The organism is Kosakonia oryzae (genome assembly GCF_001658025.2).
GTDB classification, from domain to species: Bacteria; Pseudomonadota; Gammaproteobacteria; order Enterobacterales; family Enterobacteriaceae; genus Kosakonia; species Kosakonia oryzae.
On sequence record NZ_CP014007.2, the window covers coordinates 3197968 to 3213439 of the forward strand.

Here is a 15472-nt window from a genome sequence, read left to right on the forward strand (position 1 = left end):
TCCTTAGAGCTAACGCTACAACCACAATAAAATTCGCGACATATGCTACAAGGGGCGCAGCAGAAACAAAAGCGTTGCGGCTATTTCAGCGCAAAGATACTCACCGCGTTTCAGGGCTGCGCCTCTTGCGCGATAAGCCTTGGGAAGGTCGTTAAAAACCACTCTGGAACCTCTTCCGGAGGAATCGGTCTGGAAAAATAGTAGCCCTGGACCACCGGGCATCCAATATGCCGCAGGAGCTGTAACTGTTCACGGGTTTCGACGCCCTCCGCCACCACCGTCATGCCAAAGCTCTGCCCGATGCCGGTTATTGCCTCCAGCAGCGAACGGCTCCGGTTATCCGTCAGACAACTATCGACAAAGCTTTTATCGATTTTAATTTCGGTCACCGGCAGCGTGACCAGCCGGGAAAGCCCGGAAAACCCCGTCCCGAAATCATCTACCGACAGACCAACCCCCATATCGCGCAGCGTCTGAAAACGCGCTGATAGCTCATCATCCGGCGCCATGACCATACTTTCGGTAATTTCCAGCGTCAGCATTTCACCGGGGATGGCAAACTCGTTGATGGCGTCCAGTACCTGCATGGGAAGCTGGATATTGTGAAAGTGAATGGCCGACAAATTGACAGAAAGCGCAGGAAAATCCGGCCAGTTTTTGCGCCACTGCGCCAGTTGGCGGCATGCCTCGCGCAACACCCAGATGCCGATATTCTCGATTTCTCCCACCTCTTCCGCCAGCGGAATAAACCGCGCAGGCGGCACTTCGCCGTGTTCTGGGTCCCACCATCTGGCCAGCGCTTCAAGACCATACAATTCACCGGTAGCGATATTGATCTGCGGCTGATAGACCAACCGCAAGCGATTTTCCGCAACGGCGCGCTTCAGCGACGCTCCCAAAAGCAGGCGCTCCCTCGCAGCGCGGTTAAGCTCCTGATTGAAGAACTGCCAGCCGTTACCGCCGCTGCGGTAAATATGATCCATGGCGCTGTGCGCAGTGGACAGCAGCCAGTCGCGATCTTTACCCGCCTCATAGCTAATGCCGATACTCAACGTCAATGAAAACGTCGTGTTATTAAAGTTGATAGGTTCACTGACGGCGTTTTCGAGCACTTCCGCAACCCGCGTCATGCTGCTAACGTCATTCTCACTATCCACCAGCACAAACTGTTGCCCCTCTATTTTGCTCAGATACTGGCCCGCGCCGAGGCTATTGCGCAGCCGGTTAGCCACGATTGAGAGGAGCTGCTCAGCGGTGGCATACCCCTGCGCATCAATGACATCCTGGAAGTGATCAACCATCATCATCAGCACTACTGGCGCTTTCGTCTCCGCTGTCGCCAGCCGTTGATCGAGATAATCTTGCAGATGTCTGCGGTTAGGCAGCCCGGTTAGCGGATCGAATTTAATCAGATGTTCAATCTGCTGCCGGCTATTTTCCTGTTCCAGCACCAGCGCGGCCAGGTGCTGGCTGATATCGGCGACACGCTCAGTCAAGGCTCGGTTTTCCTTGCCAGCCACGGTGTCGATCGTCAGGATACCTGCGGCAACACCGTCGCGTCGGCGAATCGTCACGGCGCGCGATATGACTCCCGGACAGTCGAGTTTTTCGGCGCTGCACGCCCAGCGTTGCGGAACATTATTTTGCAGGATTTTCAGCGAAGCGTGCGCCTGCCCCAGCACGGCGACGATATTACGGCAGATGATTTCGCCCATTTCACCGATCGGCAGATTGCTGCGCATCGCGGAAAGCAAAGCCCGTTCAAGTTCGCGGATCTTGCGATCTTCGGTGATATCAGAAAAAGTCATTACCAGATTCTGCAACTGGCCATTTTTGGCAAGAACCGGGCTGAGGGTGGCGTTGAACCAGACGTTCTCGCCATTGCTGGCAAGCGCCTGAAACTCATTCTGCTCGCGCTCATTCTTGCGCAACAGGTTTTGCAGACGCTGCCGGTTATCCGGCGGATCATCCGGAATATTGAGGACGCTATCCAGGCGTTTTCCCGCCGCCTCACTTAAGCTCAGACCAAACGCCTCCGTAAAAGCCCGGTTCGCCTGCACAATACGCCGTCCGGTATCCAGCACGATCACCGGTTTGCTGATATGGTCAACGGCCAGCAGCAACAGACGCGTCTGTTCCCGCTGTTCCATCTCCAGAGTGGCGTCACGCGCCAGCGCGAGATAACAGACTTTTCCTGCGTTCACGACCCGGGAAAGGGCAAAGCGCGTCCAGATCCTCTCGCCGTCCTTTCGCTCCAGTTGCAATTCCCGGCTCATCCCCTCAACGCGTGAATCACCGCCCTCGCGATGATGGCGAATAAAGCCAGGATGCGCGGCTTTTAGATCATGCGGAATCAGAATGGAGACACTTTGTCCGAGCACATCGTCACGGCGGTAGCCCCATAATTTTTCTGCCGCGCGATTGTAAAACATCACCCTGTCCTGCTCATCAATCAGCACGGCAGCCATCATATTCTGCTCAAGTGCAGCAAAGAGAATATCTTCCCCCTGCGATGGCGATACCGCCGGTTCTTTATACTGGTGCATTCGTTTTTTCAAATGATTAAACATGCTGCTTCCCACTGTTCAACACCGTTACGCCTGCGATGAGGAGAGATATGTACGAACCGGTATCATCAACCCGCTACAGTCACCGCGCTTACGCGCTATTCGACATATTTCCAGACGGTACTGGCGTAAGCCTTCCTGGTGAACAAGCACAAAGGGGCCTTCGCTTTCGCTGCTCAGTTCAGTGTATGTCATCCGATCGTGCCAATAGTGGCCCGGTACGGGCAAAATCAGATATTGCACGCTCTTTTTTACTCATGCGGTGGGCAAACGCTGCGCTTTCACGCGCGGCGAGAGGGGATATTGCGCGGCGGACTTGTCCGCCCAAACGGTAATTATTTTAAATAATGAGATCATTTCGTAGGGCTGAAAAAACCGCATCGATTAAATCGTCATAAACTGGCCAATAACATTGCTCTATTTGAGTGGCTACACGCTCTGAAGCTACAGGTGATAAATGGAAGATATTCTCAGAATATCGGGGCTGGTTCTCGACGCATTCCAGTTTGTGATTAATGACGAAAACTTTAAAAAGAAAAAAACCGTACAGCCCAGCTGATCTCTACCGGCAATTCCCGCTCAGAATCGAAATAAAACCGTGAGTCCTGAAAAGGACTCACGATGATACACACCGCAAACACCGCCTCTGTTTTTCACCCATTCCGCGCAGAAACAGCGCGGAATAACCGATCGCTATTCCACAAAATACTTTCTGCCCTTCCCCTCTCACTTTCATTGTTGATTACTGTTGTTTTATACAGTATAAATACTGCGCTATTAATTCACACACAGGAAGGGTTAATGTTCGTTGAACTGGTCTATGACAAACGCAATGTTGAAGGGCTTTCCGGCGCCAGGGAAATCATCCTTGATGAACTTACCCGGCGTGTTCACCGTCTGTTTCCTGATGCCGATGTCCGGGTAAAACCCATGCAGGCCAACGGGCTAAACAGCGATGCCAGTAAAAACGACCGGGAAAAGCTGAACCGGATGCTCGAGGAAATGTTTGAAGAAGCGGATATGTGGCTGGTGGCGGAGTAAGGCAGCGCCAGCGTGGATGACGCTCTCTGAATTTGCGCCGAAATCTGCCGGCTGCCAGAACGTGCAGCCGGGTTGAAATCAGGGATGCCGGAAGAGAAGCCGCCAGCGACGATTCACTTTACGTCCTGCTCTTCCTTCGTTTTCAGCACTCCCCTCTATGCTTTTTCCGCAAAACGCATCGCCAGCCACTGTGCCTGCTGCTGCATTACCAGCACCTGATGGCCCTGCTCTCGCCACTGAATATCGCCCTGGCTAAGGCAGCGCCTGAGCTGCTCCAGTGAAGCCACCTGAAAACAGAGCGCCACCATTTTCGCCGGTGCCTGCGCCGCAACAGGCGGCAGCGCAAACTCCAGGCTTGCTTGTTGATGCGTGATAATGCGCAGGCAACAGGTTCCTGAATCAAGCACATAGCCGCCGTTCTCCTCCGCGCGGGCCTCCGTGCCGAACAACTGGCGATACAGCGCCAGCGTCTGTTCAGGTTGCGGCGAGGCAATAACGAACGCGGACAGCGCCTGCACGCTATTAGGATGTACTTGCCAGGCGGGCTGCCAGACGGCTTGCGGCGTCTGATGTTCGCAGAAAAAACTGAAGCCGTATTCCACGGCGCTGGCGCGGATCCGCGAGATACAAAACCGGGCCTCAGTCTGGCTGCCGTCCGGCAGTATCACCGGGCGGAAGAAGCGGGTCGGCGGTTCGCCATCGAGCTGGCATTGCTGGAGGTGCCGCCATACCGCATGCGCATCGCGGGTTTTCCAGACCAGCCCGGCAAGGCCTGGGGCTACGTTCCATAAACCGCGCGCATCTGTCTGGCGGGCGGGTTCATAACCTAAAAGTTCCAGATAGTTATCGGCAAAGATGGCCAGATGGTTGCTGGAGCCCATCGAATGGTGTCCCCGCGTACTGAGCTGAAATCCCATCCGCTGGAACAGGCATTGCGCCTGATCCAGTTCTTCATCAACATTAATCACCGCGTGATCGATAACCGGGGTAATCGGCATAGCGTATTCCTTCTGTTCTTTTTTGATCCTGTCAGGCAGCACGACCGCCAAAATAGAGCTCGCGCATACGCGGGTCGTCCAGCAGATCCCGCGCGCTGCCCTCCATCGCCACTTTCCCCAGTGCCAGTACGTAAGCCCGGTCGGAAATGTGCAGAGCTTCCATGGCATTCTGCTCGACCATCAAAATGGTCACTTTTTCCTGGCGGCGAATGGTTTGTATGGCGCTAAACACTTCCGTCAGCATTTTCGGTGACAGCCCGGCCGAGGGTTCATCAAGCAGCAGTACCGCCGGTTCGGGCATCAGTGCGCGGGCCAGCGCGAGGATTTGCCGCTCGCCGCCGGAAAGCGCGGACGCGGGCGATTGCCACTTTTTATGTAACACCGGGTAATGTTCCGCCAGTTGCGCCATCCGCTGTTTACGCTGGCCGGGCGGCAAAAACTGCCCCCCGGTTTGCAGATTTTCTGCCACGGTCAGATTGTTGAAGACATTGTCCAGTTGCGGGACAAACCCGAGTGCGCATTCACGGATTTTGCGGTGCACCGGAATTTTTGCCGTTTCCCGACCATCAATTTCAACCCGCCCTTCGCGCGGCGAGACAAAACCAGCAATCGATTTCAGCAAGGTGGATTTGCCGCAGCCATTTGGCCCCAGCAGCGTCACGATTTCCGCCTGTTCAACGTGCAATGAAATGCCATGCAGAATATCAATCCCCGGGGTATAACCGGCGACCACGTTTTCGAGGGTAATCATACGGCCTCCTGCAATGTTGCAGTGCTGTGCCCAAGATAGGCCTCCAGCACCTGCTGGTTCTGCGCCAGTTCGTCCGGGCGGCAACTGGCAACAATCTGCCCGCGATCCAGCACGATACAGCGCTGACACAAGGTGTTAATAAAGTGCATGTCGTGCTCGATGACCAAAAGTGAAATGCCCTGACGGCTGAGGTTAACCAGCGTTTCCACCAGCTCCTGACGTAATTTCGGGTGCACGCCGGCCATAGGCTCATCCAGCATCAGAAGCGTCGGTTTGCCCATCAACGCACAGGCAATGCCCAGTAATTTTTTCTGTCCGCCGGAAAGCGCCGCCGCAGGCAGGTCTTTCACTTTGGTTAACAACAAAATATCCAGTAATTCGCGGGCGCGGGCTCTGTCTTCCTGTTCGGCTTTACGCCCGGAGGGCAGCCCAAGCAGACCATTGAATAACCCGTGCTGACGAGTGCCCGCCGTCATCACGACTTCCATCACGCTCATCTTTTCCGGCATAACCGGTAGCTGGAAGGTACGCGCAATGCCCGCCTGGATGATCCGGTGGCTGGGCTGGCAAGCAATGGAACGCCCATCAAATGTGATGCTGCCGCCATCCGGCCGGGTAAACCCGGAAATGGTGTTAAGCAGCGTGCTTTTACCGGAACCATTCGGCCCCAGCAGGCCAAGAATTTCGCCCTTCTCCAGCGTAAATGATACGGATGTCAGTACCTGGTTGCCGCCAAAGGCTTTGCTGACATCAGCCACTTCAAGCAAACGGCTCATGATAAAGTCCTTAATTTTTCCGGTAACAGGCCGCCCGGGCGGGTGAGCAGACAGAGTAATAAAGCCAGACCCACCAACCCCAGGCGCAGAGCGCCAGTCAGGTCTGAGCTAATGTGAAAATAATCTTTTGCGAAGGGGATAAAGTTATACAGCCCTTCCACCAGCAACACGCCCAGCAGCACGCCGCGCACATTGCCAATACCGCCGATCATCACCATGCTCCAGATAAGAAAGGTTTCCGAAGAGAGCAAATAATCCGGGCTGACATAATCGGTATACCAGGCCAGTAACATGCCAGCCAGACAGCACATCACCGCGCTGCTCATTAACGCCCGGCATTTCAGCCACGGCAGCGCATAACCCATGCAGATCGCTAATTGAGGTTGCTCGCGCATCAGGCGCAGCGCCCGGCCAAACCGGCTGGCGCCGATCCGCAGGCTGGCGAGCGTAGCGATAATGACGCTGAGCAGGATAATGACCGCGAAGATACGCGTATCGGTGACGGTATCGCCGGTTGACCAGGGCGCGGACAGCCCGCCAATCCCCTGCGCGCCGCCTGTCAGATGGTCTTCATTGACCACCGCAATACGGATGATTTCAGCCAGCGCCAGCGTGGCAATGCCCCAGTAATCCGCCGTGAGCTGACGGCCCAGCAGCGTCATCAGCGCACTGATAACAATGGCGCACAGTAACCCGGCCGGGATCACCAGCCACAGCGGCAAGCCAAAATTGCTTCCCAGACCAATGGCATAAGCGCCGGTTCCGACAAACACGATATGGCCGAAATTCAGCAAACCGGCGTAGCCTGCCTGTAAATTCAGGGCAAGTGCGACGATGGCATAGATCCCGGCAAGGCAAAGGATATGCAGTAAAAATTCAGACACGGCGGACCTCCCGGTTAAACAGGCCATAAGGACGCAGCAACAGCGCCAGCAGCAGGATCACAAACGATGAGGCATTCACCCAGGTCACCGGGATAAACAATAAGTCACCGCCGAACAGCCAGCTCCAATCGATGTTGGTCACGAGGGTTTCGGTTGTCGCGATGAGGAGCGCGCCAAAAATAGCGCCCATTGGGTTTCCCAGACCGCCAAGAATGGCGGCAGCGAGTACCGGCAACATCAGATCATTGCCCTGGTTAACCCATGCACTGGCGTTCATCGCCAGCATGCTGCCGCCCACGGCGGCCAGCATTCCGGCCACCAGATTGACGGTGTGGATAATGGCGCTGGCATTTAACCCGGAGGCTGCCGCCAGATCCCGGTTACTGGCCAGCGCACGAATAGCGCGGCCTTGCGGCGTGCGAAACAGCAGCAGGCTGAACATCACCACCAGCGAAATCGTGACGCCAAGGCTCCAGAGTTCGTCGGAGGAGATGCGGGTGTCACCTACCTGTAAGAGCGCGCCCACGGGCAGGGAATAATTCACCGGGGCCGATCCCTCAACCCCGAGAACCAGTGCAATCAGCACCATCGATACCGCCAGCGAGCCGATCATGGCGTTAGCGGTGCCGCTTTTCAGCAGCGGCTGGTATACCCAGTGATGCAACATCATGGACAGCATGCCGCAGACTATTGCCGAAAATACGATGGCCAGCGACAACGGCATGCCAAGATGAAGCCCGGCGGCGGTCATAAATGAACCGACCATGGCATATTGCATATGGGCGATATTGGCGAACCGTACCAGCCCGTAAACCAGGCTTAATCCCAGCGCGACCAGCGACAAATCCGCCGTGCGAATTAATGTATCAATCAAAAACTGCAGCATGGTTTTTCCCCGATGATGTAGCGTGAACTGGCAAAATAAAACGGCTCGTTACCGGGGAACCGGTACGCCATTAAACGCTTTCACTTTCAGGTATGGCTGGGACTGACGTTGATTATCGGCATCCAGATTTAATGTGCCGGTAATGCCCGTAAAGCCAGGCGCAACGGTTTTCATTGCTGCGATCATGGCTGCCGGATCGGCACTGTGCGCTTTATCAATCGCTGCCGCCGCCAGCATCACGCTATCCCAGGCATAGCTGCCATACACGGATCGTGGCTTCTCATGGAATTTTTGCTGGTACAGCTCCGCATAATTTGCGCCGTTGCCGCTCGCCGCTTTCTGGTCAATACCCGCCACTTCCATACCAACCTGCCCGTTGGTGTACTGCGCCGGAGAACCTTCAATGGCCATGGTTAAATACATGCCATACCAGGGCGTTTTATTCAGACCCAGCTCCCAGGCCTCGCGGTTCAGCACAATGGCATCCTGGCCGTAGCTGGTATAGACATACGCTTGCGGATGGGCGCGGGAGATTTGCTCCAGCTCGCGGCGGTAAGAAGGCTGGCCGCTGGTATAGAGCACTTTGGCAACCACTTTGCCACCCGCTTTTTCAAACGCTTTGGTGAACTGCTCCGCCATCCCCTGACCATACGCGCCATCCGGGGCGATAAAGGCCACATTGCTGTAACCGAGCTGGCGCACATCTTGTGCCGAGAAGCTCGCGGAAAGGGAATCCAGGCCAATCACGCTCCAGGACGTCGCGCCGATTTTGCGGATATCGGTGCTGGTGCCGGAAATATTGATGTGTAGCAGGTTGTTCTTCACCAGATATTGCCCAATTGGAATGGTAACGCTGGAGGAAAAACTGCCCATCACTAAAGGGACATGGTTAACCTGGGTTAACTTACGTACGGCATTCAGGCCTGTTACCGGGCTTTCGGCGGAATCTTCCACGATCACATGTAATGGCTGGCCATTAACGCCGCCATGGGCATTGATCTGTTCAACCGCCAGTTCCATACCACGACGCTGATCTTCACCAATGCTGGCGCTGGTGCCGGTTAAGGGCAAAATCGCGCCAATGTTCACATCGGCCTGCGCCGTGTGCGCCAGACCTAACAACGTCATACCTGCCAGTGTTGACAGCGTCATGCCCTGCCCAAAACGATTTTTCATGTTGGTTCTCCGGTTTGCTGTTGCCGGCTTCTGAGGCCGGTGTTTTTTGTCGCCTGTACAAACGTGCACAAGCCTGCCTGGTAATGCCGAAAAAGCGCGCACTAAAGTGAATATATAAGTGCATACACTTGTGCATTAAGCAAAGACGATGCCAGGAAGCAGAACGTTCCCGGCATCCAGTGCTTATTTCAGGTAAGACAAATGCAAATTCCCGAATAAATACAAGGGAATCGAAAATAATGAAAAGCGCATCATGAAACTTTCATTTTTCTTTTTTATCGTGATTTATAAAAACATCTGCGTGCAAAAGTGAATACACTTTGAATCATTTTGGTGCAATGCTGCCGTAAAATGGTGCGGAAAAAACTCAGGATAAAAAATAAGATAAAAACAGTTATAAATCATAGGCTTTTAAATAAAAACAAAGTGTATTCACTTTTGTGTTGAGTTGTTTTTTCCGCTGTGCTATCTATAAAAATATTACGTGAAATAACCTGTACAGCATTTTTATTTTCGTGCTGAGTGTGCGGTAAATTAAGGGGATAATGTGGTTGCTATTAAAAAGAAATCCCGTAGCGCTGACAGTGTGGAAAAGGTCTACGAGAAAGTGAAAGGCCTGGCGATTGATTACCACTTTCGTCCCGGCGAACGGGTGAATGAAGTTGAGCTTGCGGCGCAACTGGGCGTCTCGCGTACCCCGGTGCGGGAAGCGCTGAACCGTCTGGCGAAAGACGGCTTTATGAACTTTGTCCCCAACCGGGGTTTTTACTCCCGCGACCTGACGCCGGAAGGTGTCCGCGAGCTGTATGAAGTGCGAATGGTGATAGAGCAGTCCACCTTTCGTTTCGCCTGCCTGCGGGCAACCGATGAAGAGATCGCTGCAACCACGGCTATCTGGGAGGAAGTGAGCCAGCATCGCCCGGCGCAAACCGAACAGGACTGGGCGAAGATCGCGGAAATCGATGAGCGTTTCCACATGGAAATAGCCCGTATTTCCCATAACAGCCGGCTCTATGAAATGCTTGATAGCCTGAATTCGCTAAGCCGTTTTTTCCGGCGCATCGATCTCGAAACCCCCGTGCGCAGGAACAATGCTTATGACGAGCATGTCGAAATTATTGCGGCTTTACGTCAGCGGAATATAGAAAAAGGCGTGGTGCTGATTGAGCAACATATTTCATTGAGCGCCGAGCACGCAGTTGAAGTGACAAAAGAGGGGCTTGCGAGGATCTATTTTGGCAAGCCCTGAGCCGCTCTTTTTCGTTAGCGCCACTACGATAATTGAATCAGCTACCAGAGGGCATTACGCGTTCCGGTAATCCATTCACTGCGCCATGCTGCGGCATTGCGCCGGGAAAATGCAGAGGAAATATGCGCTCCATTCCCGAAGAGATTATTCATCAGGCGATTATCTGGCGACGTGAGATCCACGCGCGTCCGGAGATTGGCTTACAAGAGTTTCATACGTCCGCGAAAATCAGCAGCCTGCTGCGCGAATTTGATCTTGAAGTGCATACCGGTATTGCAGGCACTGGCGTGATGGGTGTTCTGCGCAATGGCGAGGGGCCGGCAATAGCCCTTCGCGCTGATATTGATGCCTTACCCATCCAGGAAAACAACGTTGTTGACTGGTGCTCAACCTCGCCAGGCACGATGCACGCCTGTGGACATGACGGGCATACCGCCATTCTGCTGGGTGCGGCGCGCTATCTCAGCCAGACCAGAGCATTCCACGGTACGGTGTACTTTATTTTTCAGCCTGCGGAAGAGAATGCCGGCGGCGGGCGTTTGATGGTGGAAGAAGGGATCTTTACGCGCTTTCCCGTTTCTGCGGTCTATGCGCTGCACAACTGGCCAGGGCTGCCGGTGGGCGAAGTGGCCGTGAGCGCAGGCCCAATGATGGCTTCGCAGGACAACTTTTTTATCACGCTGACTGGCGTGGGATGCCATGCGGCGATGCCGGAAAAAGGTGCCGATCCGGTGCTGGCCGGTGCGCACCTGATTACCGCATTGCAAACGATCACCACGCGGCGCCTCTCTCCACTGGACAGCGCCGTGATCAGCGTGACGCAACTGCAGGCCGGAGAAGCGATAAATGTCGTTCCGCAGACAATGCACTTATCCGGCACATTGCGTTGCCTGAGCCAGGCCGCCAGAACGCGCTGTCAGACTCTGATGGCGGAGTATGTCGAACAACTCGCCCGACCGTTTGGCGTCAGTGGCAGCATTCGTTGGGAATACGGTTACCCGGTAACTGTCAACCATGCGCAACAGGCAAAAATTCTGGCGGATGCCGCACGCCATGTCCCCGGTATCACGCAGGTCCATACCCAGTTATCGCCATCCATGGCGGCAGAAGATTTCGCCTATTTTCTGGAAGCCTGTCCGGGCGCTTATCTGTGGCTGGGGGCCGATGGCCCAACGCCGGGCGCAGCATTACATAACCCGCATTACGATTTTAATGACCAACTTATCGCGCCTGGCATCGGTCTTTGGGTATCGCTGGTGGAGAGGTCATTGGGCCCTGTTTCTGTTACATCCGAGGATTAATTATGAGCCATATCCACTTTATTGGTGCCGGTCAAATGACCGAAGCAATCCTGCGCGCCGCCTTAAAACGCGGCGCATTAAACCCGGACAAGGTCAGCTTATCGGACATTGATCCAGCGCGAATTGAAACGCTGAAAACGCGCTATCAGTTGAGCAATACACAGGATTTGCCCGACGCGCTGGCCGCAGCGGATCACATCGTGATCGGGGTTCGTCCGCAGGATGATATTGCCGGTGTCGCACAACTGATTAAGCAGCATGCAGCGCCGCAGGCGTCAGTTATTTCTATTATTGCTGGCGTAACGCTGGCTCAACTGTCTGAAATGCTGGGCGAGTCGCGTCCGATTACGCGGATCATCCCGAATACGCTGACGGATACCGGGCTGGGCTACAGCGGCGTGGCGTTTAATGCTTATGTCAACAGCGCGTCCGTCATGCCGTTCCTCGAAAGTTTCGGCAAGGTGATGGTACTGGAGGAGCGGCTGATTGACGTTTTCACCGGTTTTGCTGTCGCTGGCGTCAACTATGTCTATTACTTTGTCGAAGCACTGGCTGATGCCGGAGTTCTTGCCGGGTTAACCCGCACGCAGTCCACGCAGGTGGTGTGGGAAAACCTGGTCGGCGCGGTTGAAATGCTTAAGTTAACCGGACGCCATCCGCGCCAACTGATGGATATTAATAACTCTCCGGCGGGTGTCGGCATTAATGGTTTGTATGAGTTGAATAAAAGTGATTTCGCCGCTGGCCTGCAAAGCAGCGTTCTGGCTGCGGTACGTCGTACGACGGAGCTTTCCGGTCAAAAATAACACTACTTTTTAATAAGGTTGGTCTATGTCAGCAATTTCAACGTCCCAGGCGCCTGCCGCTATTGGGCCTTATGTTCAGGGGGTAGATTCAGGCTCCCTGGTGTTCACTTCCGGGCAGATCCCGTTAAACCCGACGACGGGCGAGATGGCGACAGACATTGCGCAGCAAACCCGGCAGTCGCTGGAAAATGTGCAGGCCATTATCGAGGCAAGTGGCCTGCAGGTGGCGGATATTGTTAAAACCACCATTTTTGTCAAAGACCTTAATCATTTTTCGCAGGTGAACGCGGTATATGAAGCCTTTTTCCGCGAACATGACGCCGCTTTCCCGGCGCGTTCCTGCGTGGAAGTGGCACGCCTGCCAAAAGATGCCGGTGTGGAAATTGAGGCCATGGCAGTACGCCGCTAATCACATCAGTGCAAGATTCAGGGCCGCTCGCCTTGTGTGGACATGTCTGTTTTCACTGATGTGGTCTGCCCAAATCGCCTTGCTGCCCTGACCTCTTCAGAGGCCAAACACCCGCCCCCCACGCTTCTCACTCTCCACTACACTATGCTCGCCAGCAAATCTTCACTATTTCGACTTAAGTAAAATTACGCTGTGAATAAACATCCCAAAAAGTTTAATACTTCGGCAACTCAACAAAACGTCGCCCTGGCAAAGCGATCAACTCGCCACTAATATTCATCGCTGAACCAGCAAGATCCCACTGAATATGGCCCAACAAAATAACCTCTCCTGAGGTTTTTCTTTGAGTGATTTTATTTAATGGCAACTCAGATCATCCTGGTCTGAAAATAAAACGCCCCGCAGATGCGAGGCGTTGATTAAAAAGAGATGAGGATTAATCAAACACACCATTGATGATGGCGGTAACAATGGCTGTACTCAGCGCGACCAGCACCAGGTCGTTACCGACAATACGCCATTCATAGCCGGGATAATAAGGCAACTGACCCAGCATTGATGCGGGTACGGCTTTTTTAGCAATGCCCGGAGGTAAAGGCTTGCCGCGAGCAAGGTTTTTAGCAATGCCAGGAGGAAGCGACTGGTAACCCGTTAAGCCATAGTTGATCGCCAGAGAACGGGCGCGGGAGACACTAATATCCGATTCCACGTGATCCGGTTTCCCGTAGTTTTTACGATTCCCCTGATCGGCTGCGGCGCTGCTGTTCCCTCGGTTACCGCTGTTGCCTTTATTGCCGTTATTACCATGATTACCACTGCTGTTACCATTGCCGTTACCATTGCCGTTACCATTGCCATTTCCGTTACCCGGATTAGCAAAAGCAGGAGCCGCGAGTAAAGAGAGTGAAATCACCGCCGCAAGAGCAGTATTAAAAGTGCGACGCTTAAACATGATTTTTATACCTTCTACGTGAGTACACTTTATAAGAGTATTAAGTGCACCCCGCTTCAGCAATCTCATTAATTCTTATTTTTAAGCTGCATTTCTCCCGCTACACAAGAAATATTAATAAAACATTAAGATTTATAATCAGCAATGAGAAAAAACCAAAAGGTTATTGCAAAGCAATATAGAAAATATCCGTGAAGCTAATTATCATCAGCCTGCTAATTATTTCCAGGCAATAAAAACGGGAATCATCAGGTTCCCTGTTATATTTGAGACTGTAAGTAAAAATGCTATTGCAAAATCAATCCCTCAACGCTGCTAACAAGCCGTTGAGTCGGCCCATACTTGCTGCAACCATGAATGGCAGCACCCGCGTTGAGCGCCGTTGCCGTTCCAATAATCTCCGGAAGAGTTGCATTGCTCGGCTCCTTTGTGAGCATGCGGGACAGGATGCAATCCTCGAAATCCAGCAAATTAAGTGGCACTGATAGCATGGCATTGAGAACCGCAACACCTTGATTTCCTGTTAACCGATATCTTCCGTACTTAGGGAGAGTTTTGTCAGGATAGCCAGATGGCCACACTCTCTTACGCTAAAAGACAAGAGCTTTGATCGAAGCAAGTCAGGCCTGTTGTAGAAGTGGCCGTTATGTTGCACTCCGTCTTAGCAAACACCGGGCTGTATTAATCCACAGGGAGCAGGCCAACTAAAATGGAATTCAAATTTGACAGCAGCTACACATTTTTTAATTGCAGGGAGACTATTCTGAGCTAAACAAAATCAGACAGGAGATCTAACATGTATAACTCTATTCTGGTTCCCATCGATATTTCTGAAACCGACCTGACTCACCAGGTCATACCCTTTGTGCAGGCACACGCGGTGATGAATACCGCCAAAGTGCATTTTCTCACGGTTATACCCTCGTTACCCTATTATTCAACGTTGGGTCTGGCCTATTCGGTTGAAATGCCGAAAATAAAAGAAATCCAGCAGGCGGCGTTAGAAAAACTGGATGAGCTTGCTAAGGAATTCAAACTACCGCCGGAAAAGGTCCAGACCCATGCTGTGACCGGATCACCAAAGGATCAAATCCTCAAGCTGGCCGATTCGATTAATGCGGATTTAATCATCATTGCCTCCCATCGGCCGGACATCTCTACCTATCTGTTAGGTTCAAACGCGGCAGCAGTGGTAAGACACGCCAAATGTCCTGTTCTGGTTGTCCGGTAACATGTCACGGACGAGCCAGAAAAAGGGAACCCGGAGAAGACAGGCGTTTCCTGCCTTCTCCTGAGGTGCAGAAGAACCTGCACAGGTGGAATACACAGCCAGCTTTATAACCCCCCTGTCCGGGCTGTCGTAAGCTTGCAACCTTGCAATGCGCTGTAAGATCGATGCATACGCTATACCTCCATTCTGCGCAGGACAGGATGGCCCGTCAGAATTTGCGGTGAAGTATGCCGGTTGCCAGCATATGCAGCCAGACTGAAGCCGTTATTCCTGATTATGACTGAATCCTGCTCGGGTAAGGGTCACGGGTAACGCCGCAAGAGAAAGAGGATAGACATTACTGATAAAGTCTCGAGCCGTGCGGCCGATAACCACGAAAACTGCTTTTACCTCTCATGTCGCAATGCGATGGCTGGAGTATGGTCGAGACTATACAAAACGTTCG

General features: G+C 53.2%; 16 protein-coding genes. 6 read left to right on the forward strand and 10 right to left on the reverse strand.

Features of this window, described 5'->3' with window-relative positions:
• Positions 1 to 110: 110 nt before the first annotated feature.
• Positions 111 to 2546 (reverse strand): oxygen-sensing cyclic-di-GMP phosphodiesterase DosP, encoded by a 2436-nt coding sequence (dosP, locus tag AWR26_RS15300; protein WP_064569031.1) that lies wholly within the window; start codon positions 2544 to 2546, stop codon positions 111 to 113.
• A gap of 48 nt (positions 2547 to 2594) precedes the next feature.
• Positions 2595 to 2762, reverse strand: a complete 168-nt coding sequence (locus AWR26_RS15305) for a hypothetical protein (RefSeq protein ID WP_156525213.1) — start codon at positions 2760 to 2762, stop codon at positions 2595 to 2597.
• A 606-nt stretch (positions 2763 to 3368) separates the two neighbouring features.
• On the opposite strand from AWR26_RS15305, the gene AWR26_RS15310 reads away from it, so the two are divergent.
• On the forward strand, positions 3369 to 3608 hold the full coding sequence (locus AWR26_RS15310; RefSeq protein WP_043953821.1) for a DinI family protein: 240 nt from the start codon (positions 3369 to 3371) through the stop codon (positions 3606 to 3608).
• Between the two features lie 155 nt (positions 3609 to 3763).
• On the opposite strand, the gene AWR26_RS15315 is transcribed toward AWR26_RS15310, so the two are convergent.
• The 6 genes from AWR26_RS15315 to AWR26_RS15340 are packed head-to-tail and all read right to left on the reverse strand — an operon-like array spanning position 3764 to position 9079.
• On the reverse strand, positions 3764 to 4606 hold the full coding sequence (locus tag AWR26_RS15315) for a VOC family protein (protein WP_064567114.1): 843 nt from the start codon (positions 4604 to 4606) through the stop codon (positions 3764 to 3766).
• A 31-nt stretch (positions 4607 to 4637) separates the two neighbouring features.
• Positions 4638 to 5357: an ABC transporter ATP-binding protein gene (locus AWR26_RS15320; RefSeq protein WP_007374558.1), complete on the reverse strand. Its 720-nt coding sequence runs from the start codon at positions 5355 to 5357 to the stop codon at positions 4638 to 4640.
• Positions 5354 to 6133, reverse strand: a complete 780-nt coding sequence (locus AWR26_RS15325; RefSeq protein ID WP_064567116.1) for an ABC transporter ATP-binding protein — start codon at positions 6131 to 6133, stop codon at positions 5354 to 5356. Before AWR26_RS15325 ends, AWR26_RS15320 begins: the two co-directional genes overlap by 4 nt.
• Positions 6130 to 7017, reverse strand: coding sequence for a branched-chain amino acid ABC transporter permease (locus AWR26_RS15330; protein WP_064567118.1), 888 nt, complete (start codon positions 7015 to 7017; stop codon positions 6130 to 6132). The genes AWR26_RS15325 and AWR26_RS15330 overlap by 4 nt, the downstream gene beginning before the upstream one ends.
• Positions 7010 to 7903 carry a branched-chain amino acid ABC transporter permease gene (locus AWR26_RS15335; RefSeq protein WP_064567120.1) on the reverse strand — a complete coding sequence of 298 codons (894 nt, stop codon included), beginning with the start codon at positions 7901 to 7903 and terminating at the stop codon, positions 7010 to 7012. The genes AWR26_RS15330 and AWR26_RS15335 overlap by 8 nt, the downstream gene beginning before the upstream one ends.
• A 48-nt stretch (positions 7904 to 7951) precedes the next feature.
• Positions 7952 to 9079, reverse strand: coding sequence for an ABC transporter substrate-binding protein (locus tag AWR26_RS15340; protein WP_064567122.1), 1128 nt, complete (start codon positions 9077 to 9079; stop codon positions 7952 to 7954).
• 547 nt (positions 9080 to 9626) lie between these two features.
• On the opposite strand from AWR26_RS15340, the gene AWR26_RS15345 reads away from it, so the two are divergent.
• The 4 genes from AWR26_RS15345 to AWR26_RS15360 all read left to right on the forward strand — a co-directional run bounded on the left by AWR26_RS15345 (position 9627) and on the right by AWR26_RS15360 (position 12844).
• Positions 9627 to 10328, forward strand: coding sequence for a GntR family transcriptional regulator (locus AWR26_RS15345; RefSeq protein WP_064567124.1), 702 nt, complete (start codon positions 9627 to 9629; stop codon positions 10326 to 10328).
• A 122-nt stretch (positions 10329 to 10450) separates the two neighbouring features.
• Positions 10451 to 11629 carry a M20 aminoacylase family protein gene (locus AWR26_RS15350; RefSeq protein WP_064567126.1) on the forward strand — a complete coding sequence of 393 codons (1179 nt, stop codon included), beginning with the start codon at positions 10451 to 10453 and terminating at the stop codon, positions 11627 to 11629.
• Between the two features lie 2 nt (positions 11630 to 11631).
• A complete protein-coding gene (locus AWR26_RS15355) occupies positions 11632 to 12435 on the forward strand; it encodes a pyrroline-5-carboxylate reductase family protein (protein ID WP_064567128.1) in 804 nt (267 codons plus the stop codon).
• Between the two features lie 25 nt (positions 12436 to 12460).
• A complete protein-coding gene (locus tag AWR26_RS15360) occupies positions 12461 to 12844 on the forward strand; it encodes a RidA family protein (RefSeq protein ID WP_064567130.1) in 384 nt (127 codons plus the stop codon).
• A 214-nt stretch (positions 12845 to 13058) separates the two neighbouring features.
• Here the strand turns inward: AWR26_RS15360 and AWR26_RS15365 are convergent, their stop codons facing one another.
• Complete coding sequence (locus AWR26_RS15365) at positions 13059 to 13211, reverse strand: hypothetical protein (RefSeq protein ID WP_208631300.1); 153 nt, start codon at positions 13209 to 13211, stop codon at positions 13059 to 13061.
• Positions 13212 to 13280: 69 nt separating this feature from the next.
• Positions 13281 to 13796, reverse strand: coding sequence for an anti-virulence regulator CigR family protein (locus AWR26_RS15370; RefSeq protein ID WP_064567132.1), 516 nt, complete (start codon positions 13794 to 13796; stop codon positions 13281 to 13283).
• Between the two features lie 796 nt (positions 13797 to 14592).
• On the opposite strand from AWR26_RS15370, the gene uspF reads away from it, so the two are divergent.
• Positions 14593 to 15027: a universal stress protein UspF gene (gene uspF / locus AWR26_RS15375; RefSeq protein WP_064567136.1), complete on the forward strand. Its 435-nt coding sequence runs from the start codon at positions 14593 to 14595 to the stop codon at positions 15025 to 15027.
• Positions 15028 to 15472: the final 445 nt, after the last annotated feature.